22 protein-coding genes and 1 other RNA gene are annotated in these 24267 nt (G+C 65.5%); 12 read left to right on the top strand and 11 right to left on the bottom strand.

All coding sequences use genetic code 11. The features are described 5' to 3' along the window. Window positions 1-116: 116 nt before the first annotated feature. Entirely contained in the window at window positions 117-1181 is a 1065-nt protein-coding gene (locus DCM79_RS02735) for an acyltransferase family protein (protein WP_257178525.1), read from the bottom strand. Between the two features lie 202 nt (window positions 1182-1383). Here DCM79_RS02735 and DCM79_RS02730 point away from each other — a divergent pair, with 202 nt between their 5' ends. From DCM79_RS02730 to DCM79_RS02715, 4 genes are all read left to right on the top strand, one after another. Then, entirely contained in the window at window positions 1384-2700 is a 1317-nt protein-coding gene (locus DCM79_RS02730; RefSeq protein WP_257178524.1) for a UDP-glucose/GDP-mannose dehydrogenase family protein, read from the top strand. Between the two features lie 156 nt (window positions 2701-2856). Then, window positions 2857-5331, top strand: a complete 2475-nt coding sequence (gene hrpB, locus DCM79_RS02725; RefSeq protein WP_257178523.1) for an ATP-dependent helicase HrpB — start codon at window positions 2857-2859, stop codon at window positions 5329-5331. Window positions 5332-5582: 251 nt separating this feature from the next. Further along, on the top strand, window positions 5583-6095 hold the full coding sequence (locus DCM79_RS02720) for a TIGR02281 family clan AA aspartic protease (protein ID WP_257178522.1): 513 nt from the start codon (window positions 5583-5585) through the stop codon (window positions 6093-6095). Between the two features lie 188 nt (window positions 6096-6283). Next, window positions 6284-7783, top strand: a complete 1500-nt coding sequence (locus DCM79_RS02715; RefSeq protein ID WP_257178521.1) for a phosphomannomutase/phosphoglucomutase — start codon at window positions 6284-6286, stop codon at window positions 7781-7783. Window positions 7784-7820: 37 nt separating this feature from the next. On the opposite strand, the gene DCM79_RS02710 is transcribed toward DCM79_RS02715, so the two are convergent. The 5 genes from DCM79_RS02710 to DCM79_RS02685 form a co-directional block, all read right to left on the bottom strand. Further along, window positions 7821-9290 (bottom strand): methyl-accepting chemotaxis protein, encoded by a 1470-nt coding sequence (locus DCM79_RS02710; RefSeq protein WP_257178520.1) that lies wholly within the window; start codon window positions 9288-9290, stop codon window positions 7821-7823. A 469-nt stretch (window positions 9291-9759) separates the two neighbouring features. After that, window positions 9760-10269 carry an Lrp/AsnC family transcriptional regulator gene (locus DCM79_RS02700; protein WP_126260215.1) on the bottom strand — a complete coding sequence of 170 codons (510 nt, stop codon included), beginning with the start codon at window positions 10267-10269 and terminating at the stop codon, window positions 9760-9762. A gap of 70 nt (window positions 10270-10339) precedes the next feature. Then, window positions 10340-11290 carry a sugar kinase gene (locus DCM79_RS02695; protein ID WP_257178518.1) on the bottom strand — a complete coding sequence of 317 codons (951 nt, stop codon included), beginning with the start codon at window positions 11288-11290 and terminating at the stop codon, window positions 10340-10342. Window positions 11291-11296: 6 nt separating this feature from the next. Continuing rightward, the gene (gene nudC / locus DCM79_RS02690; RefSeq protein WP_257178517.1) at window positions 11297-12235 is read right to left on the bottom strand and encodes an NAD(+) diphosphatase; all 939 of its coding nucleotides are present in this window, start codon (window positions 12233-12235) and stop codon (window positions 11297-11299) included. Between the two features lie 10 nt (window positions 12236-12245). After that, the gene (locus DCM79_RS02685; protein WP_257178516.1) at window positions 12246-12665 is read right to left on the bottom strand and encodes an HIT domain-containing protein; all 420 of its coding nucleotides are present in this window, start codon (window positions 12663-12665) and stop codon (window positions 12246-12248) included. A gap of 209 nt (window positions 12666-12874) precedes the next feature. Here DCM79_RS02685 and ffs point away from each other — a divergent pair. From ffs to DCM79_RS02660, 5 genes are all read left to right on the top strand, one after another. Beyond that, window positions 12875-12971: signal recognition particle sRNA small type (ffs, locus tag DCM79_RS02680), an RNA gene on the top strand. 95 nt (window positions 12972-13066) lie between these two features. Then, a complete protein-coding gene (locus tag DCM79_RS02675) occupies window positions 13067-14881 on the top strand; it encodes a DNA polymerase III subunit gamma/tau (protein WP_257178515.1) in 1815 nt (604 codons plus the stop codon). Window positions 14882-14907: 26 nt separating this feature from the next. Next, a complete protein-coding gene (locus DCM79_RS02670; protein WP_212084247.1) occupies window positions 14908-15228 on the top strand; it encodes a YbaB/EbfC family nucleoid-associated protein in 321 nt (106 codons plus the stop codon). A 1-nt stretch (window position 15229) separates the two neighbouring features. After that, window positions 15230-15832: a recombination mediator RecR gene (gene recR, locus DCM79_RS02665; protein WP_028138898.1), complete on the top strand. Its 603-nt coding sequence runs from the start codon at window positions 15230-15232 to the stop codon at window positions 15830-15832. Window positions 15833-15859: 27 nt separating this feature from the next. Continuing rightward, entirely contained in the window at window positions 15860-16294 is a 435-nt protein-coding gene (locus DCM79_RS02660; protein WP_028138897.1) for a hypothetical protein, read from the top strand. Window positions 16295-16431: 137 nt separating this feature from the next. On the opposite strand, the gene DCM79_RS02655 is transcribed toward DCM79_RS02660, so the two are convergent. The 3 genes from DCM79_RS02655 to DCM79_RS02645 all read right to left on the bottom strand — a co-directional run bounded on the left by DCM79_RS02655 (window position 16432) and on the right by DCM79_RS02645 (window position 19597). Next, window positions 16432-17787: an MFS transporter gene (locus DCM79_RS02655; protein ID WP_257178514.1), complete on the bottom strand. Its 1356-nt coding sequence runs from the start codon at window positions 17785-17787 to the stop codon at window positions 16432-16434. A gap of 173 nt (window positions 17788-17960) precedes the next feature. Further along, the gene (locus DCM79_RS02650) at window positions 17961-18263 is read right to left on the bottom strand and encodes a GIY-YIG nuclease family protein (RefSeq protein ID WP_257178513.1); all 303 of its coding nucleotides are present in this window, start codon (window positions 18261-18263) and stop codon (window positions 17961-17963) included. A gap of 134 nt (window positions 18264-18397) precedes the next feature. Next, window positions 18398-19597, bottom strand: a complete 1200-nt coding sequence (locus DCM79_RS02645; protein WP_257178512.1) for a DNA recombination protein RmuC — start codon at window positions 19595-19597, stop codon at window positions 18398-18400. 171 nt (window positions 19598-19768) lie between these two features. On the opposite strand from DCM79_RS02645, the gene def reads away from it, so the two are divergent. From def to truA, 3 genes are all read left to right on the top strand, one after another. Further along, window positions 19769-20296, top strand: coding sequence for a peptide deformylase (gene def, locus DCM79_RS02640; protein ID WP_257178511.1), 528 nt, complete (start codon window positions 19769-19771; stop codon window positions 20294-20296). A 140-nt stretch (window positions 20297-20436) separates the two neighbouring features. Further along, window positions 20437-21360, top strand: a complete 924-nt coding sequence (gene fmt, locus DCM79_RS02635) for a methionyl-tRNA formyltransferase (RefSeq protein ID WP_257178510.1) — start codon at window positions 20437-20439, stop codon at window positions 21358-21360. Window positions 21361-21478: 118 nt separating this feature from the next. Further along, the gene (truA, locus tag DCM79_RS02630; protein ID WP_257180934.1) at window positions 21479-22216 is read left to right on the top strand and encodes a tRNA pseudouridine(38-40) synthase TruA; all 738 of its coding nucleotides are present in this window, start codon (window positions 21479-21481) and stop codon (window positions 22214-22216) included. Window positions 22217-22378: 162 nt separating this feature from the next. Here truA and dapE read toward each other — a convergent pair whose 3' ends face one another. Then, complete coding sequence (dapE, locus tag DCM79_RS02625) at window positions 22379-23545, bottom strand: succinyl-diaminopimelate desuccinylase (RefSeq protein WP_257178509.1); 1167 nt, start codon at window positions 23543-23545, stop codon at window positions 22379-22381. Continuing rightward, window positions 23542-24258: a DUF805 domain-containing protein gene (locus tag DCM79_RS02620; RefSeq protein ID WP_257178508.1), complete on the bottom strand. Its 717-nt coding sequence runs from the start codon at window positions 24256-24258 to the stop codon at window positions 23542-23544. Before DCM79_RS02620 ends, dapE begins: the two co-directional genes overlap by 4 nt. Window positions 24259-24267: the final 9 nt, after the last annotated feature.

Genomic DNA, 24267 nt, shown 5'->3' with positions numbered 1-24267 from the left:
CTGTCATTCCCCGCGAAAGCGGGGAATCCAGTACGCCGCGGCGCATCGGTCAATAATTGCTATCTCTGGAATACTGGGTCGCCCGGTCGAGCCGGGCGACGACAGCGGGATCGCAGCTACTCCGCCGCCTGCAACACCGGCGCCTTCTTCGGTGCGATCCAGAACGCAGCCGGTCGCTCGAACAGGAAGCGCGCGTTGAAGCGCAGCGCAACCTGCCAGATCGCGAGCGCACCGAGCACGCCGGCGACGGTGACGACCAGCGACACCGTGCCGATGTCGGGGATGATGCCGGTGCGCAGCAGCAGCGTCCGGGTCGCCGCCATCGGCAGGAAGAAGGCGAGATAGATCACGATCGAATGCTCGCCGCAGAAGCGCAGGACGTTCATCCATTGCGCGCGTGCGAGCAGCGTGCCCGTCGTGATGATGGCGCAAGCGCCGGCAAAGCCGAGCACCAGCGAGACCAGTTTCCGTTCGCTGGCCCCCGACACGACGAGGCCGGCATTGGCAAGCGCCCAGGTCGCGAGCGCCAGGAGCGCGAGCGCCGGATGCTTCCGCGCGCGATCCGAGAGCGCGAACACGTAAGGCGCGAACAGATAACCCGAATAGAAATAGACGAAGCGGGCGCAGAACTCGTCGATGACGGTCCAGCCTGTCGTGATGCGGGCCGTCTCGAGCGCGGCGGCGACGAGCCAGATCGCCAGCGGCGGGAGCTTGTGTGTCAGTTTTGTGACGACGAAGAAGATCGGCAGCAGATAGATGAACCACAGCGTGCCGAACGGCTCGACGAAGGATTCGAGATACAAGAGGCCAACGTGGTGCCAGCCCGTCTCCGCCGCGAAACCGGGCGCCTTGAAGCCGAACTGGATCGTCACCCAGACGACATAGAAATAGGCGAAATGCACCACCTTGCGGTCGAGATAGGTCCGCCAGTCCCGGTCGATCACGAGCGCCAGGAACAGGCCCGAGATCAGGAAGAAATCCGGCATCCGGAACGGTTTTGCGAACGCTACGAGCACGTGCATGAAGCCGGTCTCGCCGGCGGCGAGCTCGACCCCCAGCACCGAATGCATCATCACGACCATGATGATGCAGATGCCCTTGGCGTAGTCGACCCAGTCGACACGTGCGGCAGCCGTGGCCGCAACGCCTCCACTGCCTGCGATTGTGCCTGATGGTGCCATGGTGTCTCTTTTCGAGGCGTGTTCCGCCCCGTCCTGTTCGGGGGTGGGTCAGTGTGGGGCCGCTACGGTTTCCCACTTCTTTACCGATTCACTTCCCGTGCCGCTTTTTTCGCTGCGGACTGTTCCTTCCCTGCGAGAAAATGCTAAACCGCCCCGCGCCGGGGTTACATTTTCGTTAACCAATCTAAAAACAGGGATTTTCATGCGTATCGCGATGATCGGCACGGGCTATGTGGGACTGGTGTCCGGCGCCTGCTTTGCCGATTTCGGTCACGACGTCACCTGCGTCGACAGGGACGAGAAGAAGATCGCGGCGCTCCACCGCGGCGAGATCCCGATCTACGAGCCCGGCCTCGACGAGCTGGTTGCGACCAACGTCAAGGCCAAGCGGCTCGACTTCACCACCGACCTGAAGCAGCCGGTCGCAGACGCCGATGCCGTGTTCATCGCGGTCGGCACGCCCTCGCGCCGTGGCGATGGCCACGCCGATCTGTCCTACGTCTACGCCGCCGCGAAAGAGATCGCGCAGTCGCTTTCCGGCTTCACCGTCGTGGTGACGAAGTCGACCGTTCCGGTCGGCACCGGCGACGAGGTCGAGCGCATCATTCGCGAGACCAATCCGAACGCCGACGTCGTGGTCGCCTCCAACCCCGAGTTCCTGCGCGAGGGCGCCGCGATCCGCGACTTCAAGTTTCCTGACCGTATCGTGGTCGGCACCTCCGACGAGCGCGGCCGCAAGGTGATGGGCGATATCTATCGCCCGCTGTCGCTGAACCAGGCACCGCTGATGTTCACGGCGCGCCGCACCGCCGAGATGATCAAATACGCCGCCAACGCGTTCCTGGCGACCAAGATCACCTTCATCAACGAGATCGCCGATCTCTCCGAGAAGGCCGGCGCCAACGTGCAGGAGGTCGCGCGCGGCATCGGCCTCGACAACCGTATCGGCACCAAGTTCCTGCATGCCGGTCCCGGCTTCGGCGGTTCCTGCTTCCCCAAGGACACCAAGGCGCTGATCAAGATCGCGCAGGATTATGACGTGTCCTTGCGCATCGTCGAATCCGTGCTGGCGGTGAACGAAAACCGCAAGCGCGCGATGGCACGCAAGGTGAGCCAGGCGCTCGGCGGCAATCTGCGCGGCAAGACCGTCGCCGTGCTCGGCCTCACCTTCAAGCCCGACACCGACGACATGCGCGATGCGCCGTCGATCCCGCTGGTCACCGGCCTGATCGACATGGGCGCGAAGGTCAAGGCGTTCGATCCCGTCGGCATGGAGCAGGCCAAGGGCGAGCTGCCGGACATCACCTATTGCGAGGACGCCTATTCCTGCGCGCAAGGGGCCGATGCGCTCGTCATCGTCACCGAATGGGTCCAGTTCCGCGCGCTCGATCTCGACCGGCTGAAGAGCGTGATGGCGCAGCCCGTCGTCGTCGACCTCCGCAACATCTACCGGCCCGAGGACATGGAAGCCGCCGGCTTCGTCTATGAGAGCGTCGGCCGCCCGCCGGTGCAGGGCTGATCACAATACATTCTCTTTGAACGAAGCCGTCATGGCCGGGCTTGTCCCGGCCATCCACGTCTTGTTCACTGCCAGATGAAAGAACGTGGATGCCCGGCACTTTTGTGCGAAGACGCGCTTCGCGCTTTTGCCCGGGCATGACGACGGGATGATGCCTTGCCCCGCAGTTTTGACACGCCCCTGCCGATCGATGCCGTGCTCGACGAGCTCTCCCGCACGCTGGAGGCTAACAATGCCGCCGTGCTGGTGGCGCCGCCCGGGGCCGGCAAGACCACGCGCGTGCCGCTGGCCTTGCTCGATGCGCCCTGGGCCAGGGGCAAGAAGATCATCGTGCTGGAGCCGCGCCGTATCGCGGCGCGCGCCAGCGCCGACCGCATGGCCAAGTCGCTGGGCGAGCGCGCCGGGGAGACGGTTGGCTACCGCGTCCGCTTCGGCTCGAAGATCTCGCGCGCCACGCGCATCGAGGTGGTGACCGAAGGCATCTTCACCCGCCAGATCCTCGACGACCCTGAATTGTCCGGCGTCGCCGCCATCCTGTTCGACGAATTCCATGAGCGTTCGCTCGACGCCGACATGGGCCTCGCGCTGGCGCGCGATGCGCAAACCGGTCTGCGCGAAGACTTGCGCATCCTCGTGATGTCGGCAACGCTCGACGGTGCGCGCGTGGCCAAGCTTCTGGGCGATGCGCCCATCGTCGAGAGCGAGGGCCGCGCCTTTCCGGTCGAGACGCGCTATCTCGGCCGCAAGGCGGATGCGCCGATCGAGCGGCAAATGGCGGACGCGATCGCATCCGCGCTGCGCGCCGACAGCGGCTCGGTGCTGGCTTTCCTGCCGGGCGCCGCCGAAATCCGCCGCACCCAGAATTTCCTCGGCGAGCGCGTGCAGGACGCCTCGATCGAGATCGTGCCGCTGTTCGGCGCGCTCGACGCCGCCGTGCAGGATCGTGCCATCGCGCCGGCGCCCAAGGGCACGCGCAAGGTGGTGCTGGCGACCTCGATCGCGGAGACCTCGCTGACGATCGAGGGCGTGCGCATCGTGGTCGATTCCGGGCTCGCCCGCGTGCCGCGCTACGAGCCTGACATCGGCCTGACGCGGCTCGAGACCGTGCGCGCCTCGCGCGCGGCGGTGGACCAGCGCCGCGGTCGCGCCGGCCGTACCGAGCCCGGTGTCTGCTACCGGCTCTGGGACGAGCCGCAGACGGCTTCGCTTGCGCCCTACACCCAGCCGGAAATCCTCAGCGCGGATCTGTCCTCGCTGGTGCTCGATCTCGCGCAATGGGGCGTCAGCAACCCTGCCGCGCTGTCGTTTCTCGATCCGCCGCCGGGGCCGGCGTGGAAAGAAGCGAAGAGCCTGCTAACCGAGCTCAACGCGCTCGATGACGATGGCCGCATCACCGCGGAGGGAAAAAGCCTGCGCGCGCTGGCGCTGCCGCCGCGGCTGGCGCGGATGATCGTGGATTCGCACCGTGCGGGCGAAGGCGAGGCCGCCGCCGAGATCGCGGCCATCATCACCGAGCGCGGCCTTGGCGGCGACAGCGTCGATCTCGAGCATCGCCGCGACCAGTTCCGCCGCGATCGCTCGCCGCGCGCGTCAAGCGCGCGCGACCTCGCGCGGCGCTGGGCCTCGCAGGTGGCGGCTTCCGAGAAGGCCGGGCCGCCGGAGGAGCTCTCGACCGGTTTGATGCTGGCCTATGCCTTCCCGGACCGCGTTGCGCGCAACCGGGGCAATGGCAGCTTCGTGCTGGCGAACGGCCGCGGCGCGTCCGTCGAGCAGACCTCCTCGCTCGCGCGCGCGCCCTATATCGCGATCGGCGAGATGACGGGCACGGCGGCGAGCGGGCGGATCCTGCTGGCCGCGCAGATCACCGAGGGCGAGATCGAGCGGCATTTTGCCGAGCACATCGAGACCGCCGACGAGATCTCGTTCGACCGCGGCGCGATGGCGCTGCGGGCGCGGCGCAAGCGCGTGCTGCACGCGATCACGCTGTCGGAAGCGACCCTTGCCGTATCACCATCCGAGGACACCGCCCGCATTCTTGCCGATGGGTTGATCGCCGCGGGGCTCGACCGGCTGCCGTGGTCGAAAGCCGCCAAGCAGTGGCGCGACCGTGTCATGTTCCTGCGCAAGGCCGAGGGCGACAGTTGGCCGGATCTGTCCGACGCCGGGCTGATCGCCCGGCGCGACGACTGGCTGGTGCCGGCGCTCTACGACAAGATCGCGCTCAAGGACATTTCGCCGGGCGACCTCTCGGACGCGCTGATGGCGCTGCTGCCCTGGGAGATGCGGGCGCGGCTCGACCGCGAGGCGCCGACGCATTTCGAGGCGCCTACCGGGAGCGTGCTCGCGATCGACTACGAAGCCGAGCAGGGGCCGACCATCGCGGTGCGGCTGCAGGAATTGTTCGGCCTCAACACCCATCCCTCGATCGCGGCCGGCAAGGTGCCGCTGGTGCTGGAGCTGCTGTCGCCGGCACAGCGCCCGGTGCAGGTGACGCGTGATCTCCCAGGCTTCTGGCGCGGCAGCTACAGCGCGGTGCGCTCCGACCTGCGCGGCCGCTACCCGCGCCACCCCTGGCCCGACGACCCGGCCAATGCACTGCCGACCCGGCGGGCGAAGCCGCGCGGGACGTGATGTGGTCGACCCTCATGGTGAGGAGCGCGGAACGCGCGTCTCGAACCATGCAGGCCCGGATCTCGCGTGCGGCCATCCTTCGAGACGCCGCTTCGCGGCTCCTCAGGATGAGGACCTGGGGTCGCCGTGACACCATCGCATTAACCGTCCGCTCATCCTTTTCGTCAAAATAGCGGCGCTCCAACGGCGGCTCCGCTCGCGGTCGGGCGTGCTGCGTGGTGAAATCGGGCTTTCGGCTCGGAAGTGGTGTGATGCGTAACATTATGATCATCGCGGCCGTCATGATCGGCCTCGGCACCTTCATGGCGCAGATGGCGGACAAGATGAGCTCGGCTTCCGCCACCTCAGCGCCGCGCACGACGGTCGCGGTTGCGTCGACCGCGCCGACCGGCGGCCGCAGCCTCGCCATTTCCCGCGACGGCCGCGGTCATTTCCAGACCGAGGGCCGGATCGACGGCCAGCGCATCGGCTTCATGATCGATACCGGCGCATCCGTGGTCGCGCTCAATGAGACCTCGGCGGCACGCTTTGGCCTGCGTCCCTCGCGCAGCGAGTACAACGCCACCGTCTCTACCGCCAACGGCACCATCAAGGCCGCCCGCGCCCGCATCGCCATGCTCGACGTCGGCGGTCTCATCGTGCGCGACGTCGACGCCATGGTGCTGCCCGACGCGGCGCTGTCGGAGAACCTGCTCGGCCTCTCCTTCCTGTCCCGCCTGAAGCGGTTCGAATATGCCAACGGCCAGATGGTGCTGGAGCAATAGGCAGAGCTGTTGCAATCAGCCGCAGTTCATTTCAAAGACATTTCTTTGTCTCGACCGCCCCGGCGGTAACGTTTCTTCGTTACCAAACTGCCGCAATTATCGGCCATAAGCCTGCATTCCCGCCTTCCGCTGTGGCCTGGCATTCGCTAAGGCTGCCTCATTCCCTGCCCATTCACGAGACCGTCTCAATGTTCCCGAAGCCGAAATCCGTATTGTTGCCCAACACCTACGCCTTCGAATCCGAGCCGATGGTGAAGCCGACGGGGTTTCGCGAATACGATGCGCGCTGGTTGTTTCAGAAGGAGATCAACCTGATGGGTGTGCAGGCGCTCGGCATGGGGCTGGGCGCGCTGATCGCCGAGCTCGGCGTCAAGCAGGAGATCGTCACCGGCCACGATTTCCGCGGCTATTCGGCCTCGATCAAATATGCGCTGATCTCCGGCCTGATGGCGGCGGGCTGCAAGGTGCACGACATCGGTCTTGCGGTGACGCCGATGGCCTATTTCGCGCAGTTCGATCTCGACGTGCCCGCTGTCGCCATGGTCACGGCCTCGCACAACGATAACGGCTGGACCGGCGTGAAGATGGGCGCCAACCGTCCGCTCACCTTCGGTCCCAACGAGATGACGCGGCTGAAGGAGATCGTGCTCAATGCCGAATTCAAGAACAAGGCGGGTGGCTCCTACCAATTCCACGAGAACTACCCGGCGCGCTATATCGCCGATCTCACCTCTCGTCCGAAGCTGACGCGCAGGCTGAAGGTGGTCGCGGCCTGCGGCAACGGCACCGCCGGCGCCTTCGCGCCGCAGGTGCTGGAGGCGATCGGCTGCGAGGTGATCCCGCTCGACACCGAGCTCGATCACACCTTCCCGAAATACAATCCGAATCCGGAAGACATGGAAATGCTGCACGCGATCCGCGATGCGGTGCTGCACCACAAGGCCGACGTCGGCCTCGGCTTCGACGGCGACGGCGACCGCTGCGGCGTCGTCGACAATACCGGTGAGGAGATCTTCGCCGACAAGGTCGGCGTGATGCTGGCGCGCGACATGTCGGCGATTCACAAGGACGCGCAGTTCGTCGTCGACGTGAAGTCGACCGGCCTGTTCGTCACCGATCCGGTGCTGCAGAAGCAGGGCGCAAAGGTCGCCTATTGGAAGACCGGCCATTCCTACATGAAGCGGCGCACCAACGAGACCGGCGCGCTCGCGGGCTTCGAGAAGTCCGGCCATTTCTTCTTCAACAAGCCCTATGGCCGCGGTTATGACGACGGCCTGGTCTCGGCGCTCGCGATCTGCGACATGCTCGACCGCGCGCCCGGCAAGTCGATGGCCGATTTGAAGAACGCGCTGCCGAAGACCTGGTCGTCGCCGACGATGTCGCCGCATTGCGCCGACGAGACCAAATACGGCGTGATCGACAAGGTGGTGAAGCACTTCGAGGGCCTGCAGGCCAAGGGCGCGAAGATCGGCGGCCAGTCGATCCGCGATCTCGTCACCGTCAATGGCGTGCGCGTTACGGTCGAGGACGGCAGCTGGGGCCTGGTGCGCGCCTCCTCCAACAAGCCCGAGCTCGTCGTGGTGGTGGAGAGCCCGGTCTCCGAGCAGCGCATGCACGACATGTTCGAGATGGTGAACAGCGTGCTGCGCACGCATCCCGAGGTCGGCGAGTACAACCAGAAGATTTGAGCGGAGGCTGGCGCTGCGGTGTTTGCCGCAGCCCGCCTCATGCCGTCCGCAGCGAGCCGAGGAAGCCGTCGACCTCGGCCTTGAGGCGCTCGGATTGTGATGACAGTCCGGCGGCAGCCTGGTGCATCTTCGAGGCGGCCTGGCCTGCCTGCTCGGACGCCTTGCTGACTCCGACGATATTGTTGTTCACCTCGCGCGTGCCGGTGGCAGCTTGCTGCAGGCTCCCCGCGATCTCGCGCGTCGCCAGGCCCTGCTGGTCGACCGCGGAGGAGATCTGGCCGGAGATCTGATCGATCTCCGCGATAGTTGCGCCGATCGCCTGGATCGCGTTGACCGCGTCGCTGGTTGCGCTCTGGATGCTCTGGACTTGCGCCGAGATCTCCTCGGTCGCCTTCGCGGTCTGGTTTGCCAGCGCCTTTACTTCACTCGCGACGACAGCAAAACCCTTGCCGTGTTCGCCGGCACGGGCCGCTTCGATGGTGGCATTCAGCGCCAACAGATTGGTCTGGCTGGCGATGGTCTGAATCAGCGTGACGACTTCGCCGATCTTCTGGGTGCCGCTGGCGAGGCCCTCGACCACCTCGTTGGTCCGGCGCGCTTCGCTCGCGGCCTTAGCCGCGATCTCTGCGGAGCGGGAAACTTGCTGCGTTATGCTGCTCACCGACGCAGTGAGCTCTTCGGTGGCAGCCGCCACAGTCTCGACATTTCGAGAGGCCTGGTTCGATGCCGAGGCCGCGGCGGCGGTCTGGCGCGCGGTATCCGCGCTGTTGTTGCTCATCGCCGATGACAATTGCTGCACTTCGCCGGCGGCGATCGCCACCGCCTGTACGATGCCGCCGATGCTGCGCTCGAAATTGCTGGCGAGCCGCTGCTTGGCTGCCTCACGTTCCTCCTTGGCGCGCTGCTCGATCTCGTGGCGCTCGCTGTTGGCCCGCGCTTCCGCAGCCATCGCGGTTCGAGCCTCGGCCGTCTTCACGGCCGTGGTCTCGAACAGCTCCTGGAGTTTGAGCGCGAGCGCGATCAACACGCCGGCTTCGATCAGCAGGATCACGGCATGCAGCACGACGCGCCCGAAGTCTGAGCCGCCGGGATAGATCGCCGCGGGCAGCAGAAAGTTCAGCGCGATGTGATGCAGAGCGACCGCAATTGTCGCGGCGACAATCGGTCTGTAGTCGCAATAGGCCACGATGCAGGCCAGAGCCGCGAAGAAGTACATGTGCATGTCGATCTGCCAGGGATGCCCCTCGAGCTGCCAGGTGAACGTCGACACGTCACTCATCAGCGCGACGGCGAACACGAGCCGCGTGGAGAGGCCGTTGCCCGACATGCGCCAGGACAGCGTCGCCGCGAGTGCGAAGATCGTCATGAAGATTGCGGGGAGGAGCCAGGCCTTGCCGAGCACGAGGCCGATGATCACGCTGATCGGCACGTGCAGCCAGAGCACTGCGGCAAGGACCTTGCTGGTGGTCTGGCGCAGTGATTCCAATCCATCATTCTCGACAATCATTTCGTCTTCCCCGGGGCTATCTGCCAAAGCATGCTGAAACCGCTTGCGCGTCCATCACGAACCAGGCGCCGGCCTCGTGCAGGCGGCTCAGTCCGTCATGGTCATCCGGGCGGACGACGAGAAGAGTGGGGAGGGCAGTTGCCCTGACGATCCCTGCTTGCGCCGATCCCGCGGCCTGAAACACCTGTTGCGTGCTCCACCAAGGCGGAAACGCAACTGCGACGATTGTCGCGCCCGGACGAACCTGTAAGGTGAGGATTGCAAGCGCAGTCCACCCTGCGATCAGCAACGCTGCCGAATTCGCCCAGGCAGGCCACCGCCGCGACGGAATCGCTGCTCTCCCCTCCATGCCGCAAGGCTAGGTGTGTGCCACTAATTCCCGGTTAATGCTTGCTTACCAAGATACCGAGAAGCATGCTGAGAGGCGATAAAGACGCGTTGCCAAATGCCCTTGACGTTGGATGGCAACCTAAGCCGCCACCACCGCGGGAATCGGCAATGCGGTGACGGACTTGATCTTCTCCATCGCGAAGCGCGAGGTGACGTTCTTCAGCGGCACCGCGCTGATCAGCTTCTTGTAGAACACGTCATAGGCCTGCATGTCCGCGACCACGACGCGCAGCATGTAGTCGACGTCGCCGGCCATGCGATAGAACTCCATCACCTCGGGCATGGCGCTGACGGCTTCGGCGAATTTTTTCAGCCAGGCGTCGGAATGATCGGAGCTTTCGACCGACACGAACACGGAGATGCCGAGGCCGATCTTGTTCTGGTCGACGAGGGCGACACGCTTGATGATCACGCCGTCGGCCTCCAGCCGCTGGATGCGCTTCCAGCAGGGGGTCGAGGACAGGCCGACGCGGTCGCCGATCTCGGCGACGGACAGCGAGGCATCCTCCTGGAGCACCATCAGGATCTTGCGGTCGATGGCGTCGAGGCGGCGGCTGGTCTCGGGAATCTGGACGGCAACATCGGTCATTTGAAGAACTTTGTTCCATTTCAGGGGTACATTTCCCTGATATAGAGAAAATATTTCTAGAGCAAGCCCATTATCGCGACGCCCCTCCGGGCCCCAGCATTCGGGCGCGGCGCAAAAGCTCTTCAACTTCAATACGTTGCGGGGCGGCCAGGCCGCCGCCGTGGCGGGTGCATTTCAGCGCTGCGGCAGCCGCGGCGAATCGCAGCGCCTCCCGCACGCCCTCACCCTCGGCCAAGCCTAGCGTGAAGGCGCCATGGAAGACGTCGCCGGCGCCAAGCGTATCGACCGCCTGGACCGCGAAGGCCGGCGTCTCCTCGAGCGCGGCTGCCTCGTTCAGCCAGATCGTGCCATCCGGACCGCGGGTCGCGGCGAGGAAAGCGGGCGTCAGGGCGGCCAGGCGCCTCAAGGCCCCGCCGTCGTCGGCAATGCCGGCGGTCTCCTGCACCTGCTCGCTGGCGAACAGCAGATGCGATGCCGCCGTGAGCAGGCCGTCTTGCAACGACATCACGCGGTCGACGCCGACGACGACGGGAATGCCGCGCCGGCGTGCCTCGGCGCAGAGGGAGATCGCGAACGCGGCGCAGCGGCTTTCGACCAGCAGGGCCCGGCAATCGGCGAGCAATTTCTCGGCGTCAGGCAGCTTCACGGTCCATAGACGGGGATCGCGATAGATCGTGAGCGTCCGCTCGCCCGAAGGCTCGATCATGATCGCGGAGACCGGCGTGGTCACATCGGGCATGCGCACGATGTGCGTGGTGTCGATGCCCTCCTGCGCCATCTGCGCGAGGATGAAGCTGCTCGATGTCTCGCGAACGTCACCCATCGGTCCTGCAAAGGCGACGCGGCCGCCGAGTCGCGTGATCGCGATGGCGGCATTGAGCGCATTGCCGCCGCAGATCTCGGCGAGATGCGTGGCGTTGGCCTTGCTGCCGCGCGCGGGCACGGCCGCGACCCGAAAGGTGAGGTCGCGCACGGGAATGCCGATGCAGAGGATGCGCGGCGCGGCCTTAAGTTGCGCCATCGGCGGTCAGCTCTTGTCGTGGACCCAGCGGCCGAGCAGGTGGTGGGCGATGGCGAAAGGATGCGGGCCGGCGAGTCCGTCCGGATGCGTCCGCGTCAGCATCAAGGCGGCCTCCTCGCGCGTGAACCAGCGCGCGTCCTCCAGCTCCATGCGATCGACCACGATGTCCTCGCTCACGGCCCGCGCGCTGCAACCGATCATCAGCGACGACGGATAGGGCCAGGGCTGGGTCATGTAATATTGCACGTCGGTGCAGCGAATGCCGGATTCTTCCAGGATCTCGCGGCGCACTGCGTCCTCGATGGTCTCGGCGGCCTCGACGAAGCCGGCGAGACATGAATACATGCCGGGCGGAAACTGCTTCTGGCGGCCGAGCAGGCACTTGTCGCCGGACGCCACCAGCATGATCACGACCGGGTCGGTGCGCGGAAAATGCTCGGCCTTGCAAGCCGGACAGTCGCGCTTCCAGCCGCCTTCCTTCATCGCGCTGCGCGCGCCGCAATTGGCGCAATAGCCGTGTCGCTGGTGCCAGCTCACCATCGACTTCGCCATCGCGATCGCCGAGAGCTCGCCGGGCGGGATCGCGCCCTGCATCGCCATGCCGCGCAGCTCGGTCAACGTGTAGTCCTCGCGTCCCACCAGCTTCTCGGCGGCGGCCTGCGACAGGCCCATGCCGAACATCGCGGCGTCGTCGCGAAGCCCAAGGAAGATCGTGCCGGGATTGGCGCCGCATTTCAGCGCCTCGTCGATCGAAAGCAGTGCGCGGACCTTGTCGCCCTCGCGTCTCACCAGCAGCGAGTCGCGGTAGACGACATAGGCGCGCGAGGACGGCTTCTGCTCCATCGCGAACAGCTTCTCCTCGTCGCGGCGCAGATGCGCGGCGCGGTCGAGGATGTTGGTGACGAAGGCCGGCTGCCCCAGCGGAAATGCGTCGAATGCTGACATTATCGATCTTTCAACCCAACCAGATCTTGCGGCGAAGCACACTGATGAAATTCTGAACCTCTGCGGCGTCGTGCGCCAATGGCGGCATCACGCCCCAGACCGGCCGCGGCCAGGCGGCGTCACTGGTGCGGCGCGCGATGATGTGAACGTGCAGCTGCGGCACCAGATTGCCGAGCGCCGCGATATTGAGCTTGTCGCATTTGGTAATCTCCTTCAGCGCGCGCGAGACGCGGGAGATTTCCGTCATCAGCTGCGCCTGCTGCACCTCGTCGAGGTCGATAATCTCGACCGCATCTGGCCGCCGCGGCACCAGCAGCAGCCAGGGATAATGCGCGTCCTTGATGACCAGCACCTTGGACAGCGGCAAATCGCCGATGTCGATGGTGTCCTCTTTCAAGCGGGAATGCAGCGACCAGGCGGGTTCGGGCATGAAGGCTTCTCTGGATTGATTCTTACCGTCGCAGAGACCACGCCCCCAGACAACATGCGTATGCGCCGTGGTCCTTATGCGCCGGACCGGAAGGGCGGGCCGTTCGAGGGCGGAACGGTGCGATTCGGGCCTGATAGTCCCCGAACGGCCGCCGGAACAGCCGTAGACCCCGCTTGCTTTCCGCTCCCTTTGGCCCCAAATAGGGACCGGGAGATTGGCGGTGGACGAGCCACTCGCCAACCGGGTCAGGTCCGGAAGGAAGCAGCCCTAACGAGGTCCGGATCGGGTCGCTCGTCAGTCTCCTACCTGTTTTTCGAGCGAACCAGCGCCGGCGGCAGCAGCCGCCAGCGCGCTCCTTTCCGCAAAAGCCGGCCAAGAGACATATCATTGCGGATCGACCGATGACCGACGCTGGCGCCCCTTCCAATCCCGATAGCGCCGGTGCGGCCGGCAACGCGCCTTACCGGGTGCTGGCGCGCAAATACCGTCCGTCCTCATTCGACGATCTAATCGGCCAGGAGGCCGTGGTCCGCACCGTCTCCAATGCGTTCGAGACCGGGCGGATTCCGCAGGCCTGGATCCTCACCGGCGTCCGCGGTGTCGGCAAGACCACCACCGCGCGCATCCTGGCCCGCGCACTCAACTACGAGATGCCGGATGGCTCTGTGAAGGGCCCGACCATCCACATGCCGACGCTGGGCGTGCATTGCCAGGCGATCATGGAAAGCCGGCACATGGACGTGCTGGAGATGGACGCGGCCTCGCATACCGGCGTCGACGACGTCCGCCAGATCAATGACAGCGTGCGCTATGCCCCCGCCAGCGCCCGCTACAAGGTCTACATCATCGACGAAGTCCACATGCTGTCGACGGCGGCGTTCAACGCCTTCCTGAAGACGCTGGAAGAGCCGCCAGAGCACGCCAAATTCGTGTTTGCGACGACGGAGATCCGCAAGGTTCCGGTCACCGTGCTGTCGCGCTGCCAGCGTTTCGACCTGCGCCGCGTCGACGCCGATGTGCTGATGAAGCACCTCGCCAACATCGCCGCGAAGGAAAACGTCGAGATCGAGCCGGAGGCGCTCGGCATCATCGCCCGCGCCGCCGAAGGCTCGGTGCGCGATTCGCTGTCGCTGCTGGATCAGGCGATCGCGCATGCGGCAGGCACCGTGAAGGCCGATGCGGTCAGGCAGATGCTGGGGCTCGCCGACCGCACCCGCGTCATCGACCTGTTCGAGCAGCTGGCGCGCGGCGACATCGCGGCTGCCTTCAAGGAGTTCCGCGACCAGTACGACGTCGGCGCCGATCCGATCGTCGTGCTCTCCGATCTCGCCGAATTCGTCAATTTCGTCACCCGCGTGAAGATCGTGCCGGCGACCGCCGACAACGTCGCTTACGGCGAGACCGAGCGCGTGCGCGCCAAGGATTTCGCCTCCAAGATCTCGATGCGCGTGCTGTCGCGGATGTGGCAGATGCTGCTCAAGGGCATCACCGAGGTGCAGGCCGCGACGCGGCCGGCGGCGGCCGCAGAGATGGTGCTGGTGCGCATCGCCTATGTCGCCGACCTGCCGACGCCGGATGAAGCCATCAGGATGCTGGAGCAGAACGGCGGCGGCTCGCCGGTCGTGAGCGGCGGCAGTGCGGCGCGCAGCAGCGCGCCGGCCGCGCCCGCGGCGCCGGTTCGCATGCCGACCTCGTCGCCGCCTTCGTTCGGGGGCGGTGGAGCGCGGCCGCAGATGGCGGCGCCGGCACCGGATCCGCAAGCGGCGGCGCCGCAACTGCGCATCACGAGCTTCACCCAGCTCGTTGCCCTGGCCGGGCAGAAGCGCGATCTCATCACCAAGGGCGCGCTCGAAGGCGATATGCGCCTCGTCCGTTTCGAGGAGGGCCGGCTCGAAGTCGCGCTCGAGCCGAATGCCTCCAAGACCATGATCTCGGAGCTTGCGAAGAAATTCGAGCTGTGGACCGGCCGGCGCTGGACCATCGTCGTCTCCAACGAGCCGGGCCAGCCGACGCTGCGCTCGGTGAACCAGGCCGCCAAGCAGCAGCATGCGCGTACCGCCGAGGCCGATCCGCGCGTGCAGGAGGTGCTGTCGCGTTTCCCCGGCGCCAAGGTCGTCGAGGTCCGCAGGCTTGCCCCCGAGACGCCGGAATCCGATATAAACACCGACTACGGCAGTGACGATCCGCCCGACGGTTCCGACGGCGACGATCTCTGAGCCGAGCTTTTCAAGGACAGACACCGATGGCTGATTTTCTCGGCATGATGAAGCAGGCGGCGCAGCTGCAATCCAAGATGCAGGAGATGCAGGAGCAGCTCGCCAACGTGGAAGTCGAGGGCATCTCCGGCGGCGGCCTCGTCGCCGTGCGCATGACCGCGAAGATGGACGTCAAGGCTGTCAAGATCGATCCCTCGCTGATGAAGCCGGAAGAGCGCGAAGTGCTGGAAGACTTGCTCGTCACTGCCATGGGCGATGCGCGCCGCAAGGCGGAGACCGCGATGCAGGAGAAGATGCAGGCTCTCACCGGCGGGCTCGGCCTGCCGCCGGGGTTGTTCGGCCAATAATATGGGCGCTGTTGCAGGTCCTGAGATCGAGCGGCTGGTCCAGCTGCTTGCACGGCTGCCGGGCCTCGGTCCGCGCTCGGCGCGGCGCGCGGCGCTGCATCTGATCAAGAAGCGCGAAGCGTTGATGATGCCGCTGGCCTCGGCCATGCAGGTGGCGCTGGACAAGGTCCAGGTCTGCAAGACCTGCGGCAACATCGACACGCAAAATCCCTGCACCGTCTGCACCGATCCGAAGCGCGATCCCGCCATCATCGTCGTCGTCGCCGACGTCGCTGATCTTTGGGCGCTGGAGCGGGCCAATGCGACTCAAGGGCGCTATCATGTGCTGGGCGCGACATTGTCGCCGCTCGACGGCGTCGGCCCGCAGGATCTGACCATCGACGCGCTGGTCGCGCGCGCCCATGATTCGCAGGTGCACGAGATCATCCTGGCGCTGAATGCGACGGTCGACGGTCAGACCACGGCGCACTACATCACCGACCTGCTTCAGGACGCCAATGTGAAGGTGACGCGGCTCGCCCATGGAGTTCCCGTCGGCGGCGAGCTTGATTATCTCGACGAAGGTACGCTATCGGCAGCGATGCGGCAGCGCACCCTGTTCTAGCCATTCACAGATCACGGAACGGACGACATGACGAAACTTTTCGCCACACGATTGGCTTTGGTCGCGACGATGGCGATGCTGGTGACCCCGGCCATCTCCGCGCAGCCGGGTGACGAGGCCCCGCCGCCGTCGAAGCCCGGCAAGCCGATCAACAATGGCGACGTGCTGTCGGGCGAGCTGAACGCCATGAAGGTGCGCGACGGCAAGAACGGCAAGCGGGTTCCGATGTATCAGATCACCTCCGAGCCGCGTCGCCTGCCGGCGCCGAACGGGCTGTGCAATCTCGAGACCGGCCCCGAGACCTTCCAGCTCGTCACCTCCAGCGACGCGCAGGCCACGCAGCTGAAATCCTTCGTTGGCAAGGAAATCTCGGTCAAGGTCGACGAGATCGCCTGCGCCAGCGATGCCGGCCAGATGAGCGAAGCCGTGATCACGAAGTGGAGCATCATCAAGAAGCAGTAGGGGGCGACTTAGCTTTCGCAATTTCGGTGTCGTCGCCCGGCTTGACCGGGCGACCCAGTACGCCGCGGCGTCTCGACTCATCCCTGCTGTCTCTGGAATACTGGATGCCCCGCCTTCGCGGGGCATGACAGGGGTGCCTACACCCGCACCTGCTCCAACGATTCGAAATGCCCACGCTTCTGCAAGTACGCCAGCAGCATCAGGCTCGGAATGGCGACGAGGACGGAGATCGCGAAGAACATCGGCCAGCCCGTCGCCTTCGCCAGGTAGCCCGCACCCGATGACAAATAGGTGCGTCCCACGGCGGCGAGCGCCGTCAGCAGCGCATACTGGGTCGCAGTATGCAGCGGGTTCTGGCACAGCGCCGACAGATAGGCGACGAAGATCACGGTGCCGATGGCGTTGCAGAAATTGTCGGAGGTGATGGCGAGGGTCAGCGCCCATTCGTTGACGCCGACCAGCGCCAGCCACGAGAATGACAGGTTGGACATCGCCTGGACGATGCCGCCGATCCACAGGCTCGTGGCCAGCGAATAGCGCCGGGCCACGAAGCCGCCGGCAAAGCCGCCGGCCAGGGTCGCCACGATGCCGACGCCCTTGACGATCACGGCATAGTCGTTCCGCGTAAAGCCGATGTCGATCACGAACGGCACGGTCATGTTGCCGGAAAACGCGTCGGTGAACTTGAACAGCACGACGAAGGCGAGCACGACCCATGCTTCCTTGCGTCGCAGGAATTCCGAGAACGCGCCCAGCGCCGCATGAAATACCCGCGTGAGCGCGTCCTCGTCCCGCGTGGCGGCTTCGGCGCGCCCGGATTGTGCGGGCTCGGTGGCGGCCAGGGCCGTCGCCGTGCCGATCAGCACCAGCGCCGCCATCACCACATAGCCCCACATCCAGGCGGCGCCACGAGGGACGATCGCCTCGAAGCCGGTGACGATGAACAAGGCGCCCGCGGTCGATATCAGCATGCCGATGCGATAGGCGGCGACATAGGCCGCCATCCCGGCGGCCTGCTCGCTTTCGGGCAGGCTCTCGACGCGGAAGGCATCGACCACGATGTCCTGCGTCGCGGACATCGTCGCGACCAGGAGCGCCCCAAGCGCGACGAACAGCGGCGAGCGCGCCGGATCGGTCAGCGCCAGCAGCAGGATCGCGCAGATCAGCAGCAATTGCGAGAACACCAGCCATCCACGCCGGCGGCCAAAGCTGCGCGTGAAGAACGGGACATGCAGGGCATCGACCAGAGGCGCCCACAGGAACTTGAGCGTGTACGGCGTTCCAACCAGTGCAAAGAGCCCGATCGTTCCGAGATCGACCCCGGCTTCGGCCATCCACACCAGCAGCGTCGAGCCCGACAGCGCCAGCGGCAACCCCGAGGAGAAGCCGAGAAACAGCACGATCAGCACCCGCGGCTGCAGGTAAACGGCAAGGCTGTCGCGCCAGGAGGTTGCAGGAGCGTCAGCGGGCGAAGTCGCGTCGGGTGCGGTCATGGGGTGGTGTTAGCAGATTCTGGGGGAAAAGACTCGCGGCGAGGCGAGAGAAGCCTCAACACCCTCGGTGTCATCGTCCGCGAAGGCGGACGATCCAGTAATCACCAGCACCTCGGCTCAACAATGACTGTCACGGCGTACTGGATGCCCCGCCTTCGCGGGGCATGACAGCATCATGGTGGCCCGGCTATCCCGGGATACAGATCATCCCAGTTCGGGTTATGCTGCTCGATCAGTCGAACCTTCCATGCCCTGTTCCACTTCTTCAACCGCTTTTCGGGCTTGATCGCATTCTCTGGGTCATCGAACTGCTCGAAATAAACCAACCTTGCAACGTCATACTTCTCTGTAAAGCTCTCGATCACCTTTGACTTGTGCTCTGCCACCCGGCGAATGAGGTCGTTCGTCACGCCAATGTACAGAGTGCCGCCGATTTTGCTGGCGAGAATGTACACATAATAGTGGCGTGTGCCCATCTGTCGCCTCCCATTCTGCTGTCATCGTCCGCGAAGGCGGACGATCCAGTAGTCACCAGCGCTTCGGCTCATCACTGCTGCTGCGGCGTACTGGATGCCCCGCCTGCGCGGGGCATGACGGTGTGTCCTCAGACTCACTCCCCCGCCTGGAGCTTGCGCGGAAACAGCTCGCCTGCGGCCGTCGCCACCAGCCGCGGTCCCTCTGGGGCGTCGCTCTTGCTGAAATCGAGCTCCTCGATGCGTCCCGCGCGCTTCTCGATCTTGTCGGCGGAGATCAGCACCTGGCGGACGTCCTCGTTGACGTCGGCGAAATGCTTCTGCAGCTTCAGCACGCGGTCGCGCAGCCGGCCGAGATCGTCGCCGAGCTTGATCACCTCGGTGCGGATCTGGTCGGCGGCATCGCGCATGCGCGCATCCTTCATGATCTGCTGCATCACCTGGATCGCGAGCATCAGAAGCGAGGGCGAGACCAGCACGACGCGGGCGCGATAGGCTTTCTGGATCACGTCGTCGAAACCGTCATGGATTTCGGCGTAGACCGATTCCGACGGCACGAACATCAGCGCCATCTCCTGAGTCTCGCCGGCGACGAGATATTTTTCGGCGATGTCGCTGACATGCTTCATCACATCGCCGCGCAGCCGCTGCGTGGCGAGGCGCTTCTCCTCGTCGGTGCGGGCGTCGTGCAGCGCCGTCATCGCCTCCAGCGGAAATTTGGCGTCGATGCAGAGCGGGCGCTGGTCGGGCAGGAACACGACGCAGTCCGGCCGTTTTCCGGTCGAGAGCGTGAACTGGAACTCGTAAGAGCCTTTGGGAAGCCCGTCCTGGACGATCGCCTCCATCCGCGCCTGACCGAAGGCGCCGCGCGACTGCTTGTTGGCGAGCACGTCGCGCAAGGTGGTCACCTGGGTGGTGAGGTCGGTGAGGTTCTTGTGCGCGCTGTCGATGATGCCGAGCCGCTCGTGCAGCGCGCGCAGGCTCTCCATGGTGTTGCGGGTCGAATGTTCCATGGACTGGCCGACACGATGCGTCACCGAATCCAGCCGCTCGTTGACCGCCCGCGCCATCTCGGCCTGGCGGCCGGCCAGCGCCTGGGTCATGGCGTCGACCCGGCCGGAGGATTCGCTCTGGGCCCGCAGCACCTCGCTCAGGCGCTCCTCGAGCTCGTCGGCCCGGATCGCGTGCGCCATGGCGAGTTCCGCGCCGCGCCGCCCGGACCGCGCGATCACGACCGCAATCACCACCAGCAGGATGAGAACCAGGGCGCCGAAGCCGATCAGCGCGTCCACGACGCGCACCGGCCAGTCGCCGAGCATGAAAATGATGTCGTTCATGCCGACCGTTCTAGCCGATTCGCCCGGGCATACGAACGAATAGCGAACATCTATGGTGAATGCTCCGTTAATTTTTATGGTTAACGAAACCTGAAGTTTTATGGTTAGCGAGGGGTTAACGGGGTTCCTGGCCGCATTGACCGCATCGGGCATGGGGCTTAAATCGCGGCCATGGCCCTCAGAGAAATCATCATCCTGCCGGACAAGCAGCTGCGTCTGGTCTCCAAGCCGATCGAGAAGGTCACCTCGGAGATCCGCAAGCTTGCCGACGACATGTTCGAGACCATGTACGACGCGCCAGGCATCGGCCTCGCCGCGATCCAGGTCGCGCAGCCGCTGCGGCTGATCACCATGGACCTCGCCAAGCGCGACGAGAACGGCGAGACCAAGCCGCTGCCGCGCGTCTTCATCAACCCCGAGATCATCGCCGCCTCCGAGGAGCTGTCGACTTACGAGGAAGGCTGCCTCTCGATCCCCGAATATTACGAGGAGGTCGAGCGCCCGGCAAAGGTGCGCGTGCGCTTCACCGATCTCGACGGCAAGGTGCATGAGGAGGACGCCGAAGGCCTCTATGCCACCTGCATCCAGCACGAGATCGACCATCTCAACGGCGTGCTGTTCGTCGATTATCTCTCCAAGCTCAAGCGCGACCGCGTCATGAAGAAGTTCGAGAAGGCCGCCAAGCGCGCCGGCGAGTAGGCCACGTCCTCCGCCGTCATGCCCGGCGTTGTGCCGGGCATCCACGTTCTTTGCCGCTCCGAGCAGGAAGAACGTGGATGGCCGGGACAAGCCCGGCCATGACGAGTACCCTGCTCGTTGTTCGAGGATTGTCTCGTCACATGCCCCTCCGCCTGATCTTCATGGGCACGCCCGATTTCTCCGTGCCGACGCTGCTCGAGCTGGTCGCGCATGGCCACGAGATCGTGGCCGTCTACACCCGTGCGCCGAAGCCGGGCGGGCGGCGCGGGCTGCAATTGCAGCCGACCCCGGTCGAGGAAGCCGCGCGAAAGCTCGGCGTGCCCGTGCTGACGCCGAAGACGCTGAAGACCCAGGAGGCGCTCGATGAATTTCGTGCGTTCGAGGCGGATGCCGCCGTCGTTGTCGCCTATGGCATGATCCTGCCGCAGGCGATCCTCGATGCGCCGAAACTCGGCTGCTACAATCTGCATGCCTCGCTGCTGCCGCGCTGGCGCGGCGCGGCGCCGATCAACCGCGCGATCATGGCCGGCGATGCCGAGAGCGGCGTGATGGTGATGAAGATGGATGTCGGTCTCGATACCGGCGACGTCGCCATGGCCGAGCGGCTCGCGATCACGGACAACATGACGGCGGCGGAGCTGCACGATCGGCTCTCGCGTCTCGGTGCCGACCTGATGGTGCGGGCGATGGCCGCGCTCGATCGCGGCGGGCTCCAGCTCAGGAAGCAGAGCGAGGACGGCGTCACCTATGCCGCCAAGATCGACAAGGCCGAGGCGCGGATCGACTGGCGCAAGCCGGCGCGCGAGGTGCTGCGCCACATCCACGGCCTGTCGCCGTTTCCCGGCGCCTGGGCCGAGCTGGAGAACGCACGGATCAAGATCCTGCGTTGTCAGCTGGCGCAAGGCGCGGGCGAGCCGGGCGCTGTGCTCGACGATCAACTCACCATCGCCTGCGGCGCGGGCGCGATCCGCATCGTCGAGCTCCAGCGCGAGGGCAAAGGCCGGATGCAGGCCGCGGACTTCCTGCGCGGCGTGCCGTTGAAGGCGGGAGCCAAATTCACCTGACACTGTCATACCCCGCGCAGGCGGGGTATCCAGTACGCCGAGGTTCTCGGCTGAACGGATAGGCTGCGGAGTACTGGATTGCCCGCCTTCGCGGGCAATGACAGTGAAACTGGATAAAATGCCCCGCTACAAGCTCACCATCGAATATGACGGCGCGCCGTTCTTCGGCTGGCAGGTGCAGGACACGCTGCCCTCGGTGCAGGGCGCGCTGGAAGCGGCCGTGAAGGCGATGACGGGGGTGGATCTGCGGGTGCATGGCGCCGGCCGCACCGATGCCGGCGTGCATGCGCGCGGCCAAGTCGCGCATGTCGACGTCGACAAGCAGTTTCCGCCGGGCCGTTTTCGCGACGGGCTCAACGCGCATCTGCGCCCGCATCCGATCGCGGTGCTCGAGGCCGAGATCGTGCCCGACAGCTTCGAGGCGCGCTTCTCGGCGGTGAAGCGGCACTACCGCTATCGCGTCATCAACACCCGCGCCAATCTTGCGCTCGATGCCGGCCACGCCTGGCGCGTGCCGCGCAAGCTCGATGCCGAGGCGATGCACGTGGCAGCCCAGCGCCTGCTCGGCAAGCACGATTTCACCACCTTCCGCGATACCGAGTGCCAGGCCAAATCGCCGGAGAAGACGCTCGACCAGCTCGACGTCGAGCGCTGTGGCCGCGAGATCACCATCGTCACCTCGGCGCGCTCGTTCCTGCACAGCCAGGTCCGCTCGATGGTGGGATCGCTGGTGTGGGTCGGCGAGGGCCGCTGGACCGCCGACGATCTCTCCGCGGCCCTCGCCGCCCGCAACCGCGCCGCCTGCGGCATCGTCGCGCCGCCGGAGGGGCTGTACCTGATGAAGGTGGATTATTAAACGAGAGGCGCGCGCTCACGCGACACCCGCGCTGTCATGCCCGGCTTGACCGGGGCATCCAGTACGCCGCGGCTTCTCGGTTAAATCACTGTTGTCTGTGAAATACTGGATCGCCCGGTCAAGCTGGGCGACGACAGCGGAATGTGAGGCCGCAGTCGGGCCTCACCCAAAATACCTTGCCAAGATCCCGCGATACACCTTCGTCAGCTTCTCCAGATCGGCAACCGGCACGCGCTCGTCGACCTGGTGCATGGTCTGTCCGACCAGTCCGAACTCGATCACCGGGCAATAGCTGGAGATGAAGCGCGCATCCGACGTGCCGCCCGACGTCGACAGCTCCGGCTTGCGCCCCGTCACCTCCTCGATCGCGGCGACCGCGAGATCGGTGAACGGCCCTGGCTTGGTCACGAACACGTTGGAGTTCGAGGGCTCCCAGACGATGCGGGCCTTGATGCGGTTGCCGCAGGCCTTGGCGAGGCGCGTCTCCACCAACTCGCGCAAGCTCGCCTGGGTGTGGTTGTCGTTATAGCGGATGTTGAACCTGGCGCGGGCCTCGCCGGGGATGACGTTGAAGGCCTTGTTGCCGACGTCGACCGAGACGAATTCGAGATTGGAGGCCTGGAATTGCGCGCTGCCATGGTCGAGCGGCTCGTCGGAGATCGCCACGATCAGCCGCGAAATGTCCGGCACCGGGTTGGACGCCCGATGCGGATAGGCGACATGGCCCTGCACGCCGTCCACATAAAGCGTGCCCGATTGCGAGCCGCGGCGGCCGACCTTGATGGTGTCGCCGAGCGTCTCGACATTGGAGGGCTCGCCAAGCACGCAATGGTCGAACGTCTCGCCGCGCGCGGCGGCCCATTTCAGCAGCTTGATGGTGCCGTTGATGGAGACGTCTTCCTCATCGCCGGTGATCAGGAACGAGATCGAGCCCTTGCCATCGGCGCGCACTTTGCCGCCGTTCGCGGCCAGATGCTCCAGCACCGCCGCGACCGAGCAGGCGATGCCGCCCTTCATGTCGACCGCGCCGCGGCCGTGCAGGACGCCGTCCTTCACCTCGCCGGAGAACGCACCGACACTCCAGGCGCTCTCGTCGCCCGGCGGTACCACGTCGGTGTGGCCGGCAAAGGTGATGTGCGGAGCTTCAGTGCCGATCCGCGCATAGAGATTGTCGACATCGGCCGTGCCGGGCTCGCTGAAGGTCACGCGGTGGCAGGTGAACCCGGCGTCCCTCAGGACTTTTTCGAGCACCCCGAGCGCGCCGGCATCGGCGGGGGTGACTGAGGGGCAGCGGATCAGGTCGCGGGCAATGGAGAGAGCATCGGTCATGCGTCCCGCTTAACATGCATGCCGCCGGGTGGGCTAGCATGGGGCGGGACAATTTCGAGCGCGCCTTGCTGCTCCCAGCGTCTCGCAGGCGGCATCGGCAAGGAGTCGTTCTCGGCCAACGGATCCGGTCCGAACCGATTGGGCCCCCGGGTGCCGCGCAAAAAGCAGGTCTCGACGAAGCCGGCCAGGGGTAGGACGAAGCAGGCCAGCGCGATTGGCGCTATCCAGTAACTGTCTGGAAGTCGCTCTTCGAACTGCTTGAACAGACCGGGCATCACGAAGTAGGCGAGCAGCCACCAGGCGGACTTGCCGCGGTCGTGGAGACGCTTGACGAAGGTCGCGGCGAATACCCACGTGAACAATGGCGTGCCCATCAGCTTGGTCAGGATCAGCGGGAGATCGGCGCGCGACGGCGCGCCATAAGTGTCTGGGTCGAACACCTTGAAGATGTCGCTGATCGAAAAGGCGAACGAGCCGGCGCCGAACGCCACCGCGATTGCGGCCATGAAGACCATCCAGCAGAGGATGATCAGCCCGGCGAGCCAGAATTTGGCGCGGCCAATGCGGCCGTCGAAGCGGAAGAGGTACCAGGTCCAATCCATCGCGAAGGCTCCGGGCGGAACGGCCGCCCAGGAGTTGGTCGGGATGGATGGGAGGGGGGTTCGATGGCGGGGAGGCGAATGGCGAGTCGGGGCACAGGTCCCATTCGCCATTCACCACTC

This window comes from Bradyrhizobium sp. WBOS07, assembly GCF_024585165.1.
Taxonomy (GTDB): Bacteria; Pseudomonadota; Alphaproteobacteria; order Rhizobiales; family Xanthobacteraceae; genus Bradyrhizobium; species Bradyrhizobium japonicum_B.
Note: the sequence above shows the minus strand (reverse complement) of the source record. Positions and strands in the feature narration are given on the sequence as shown.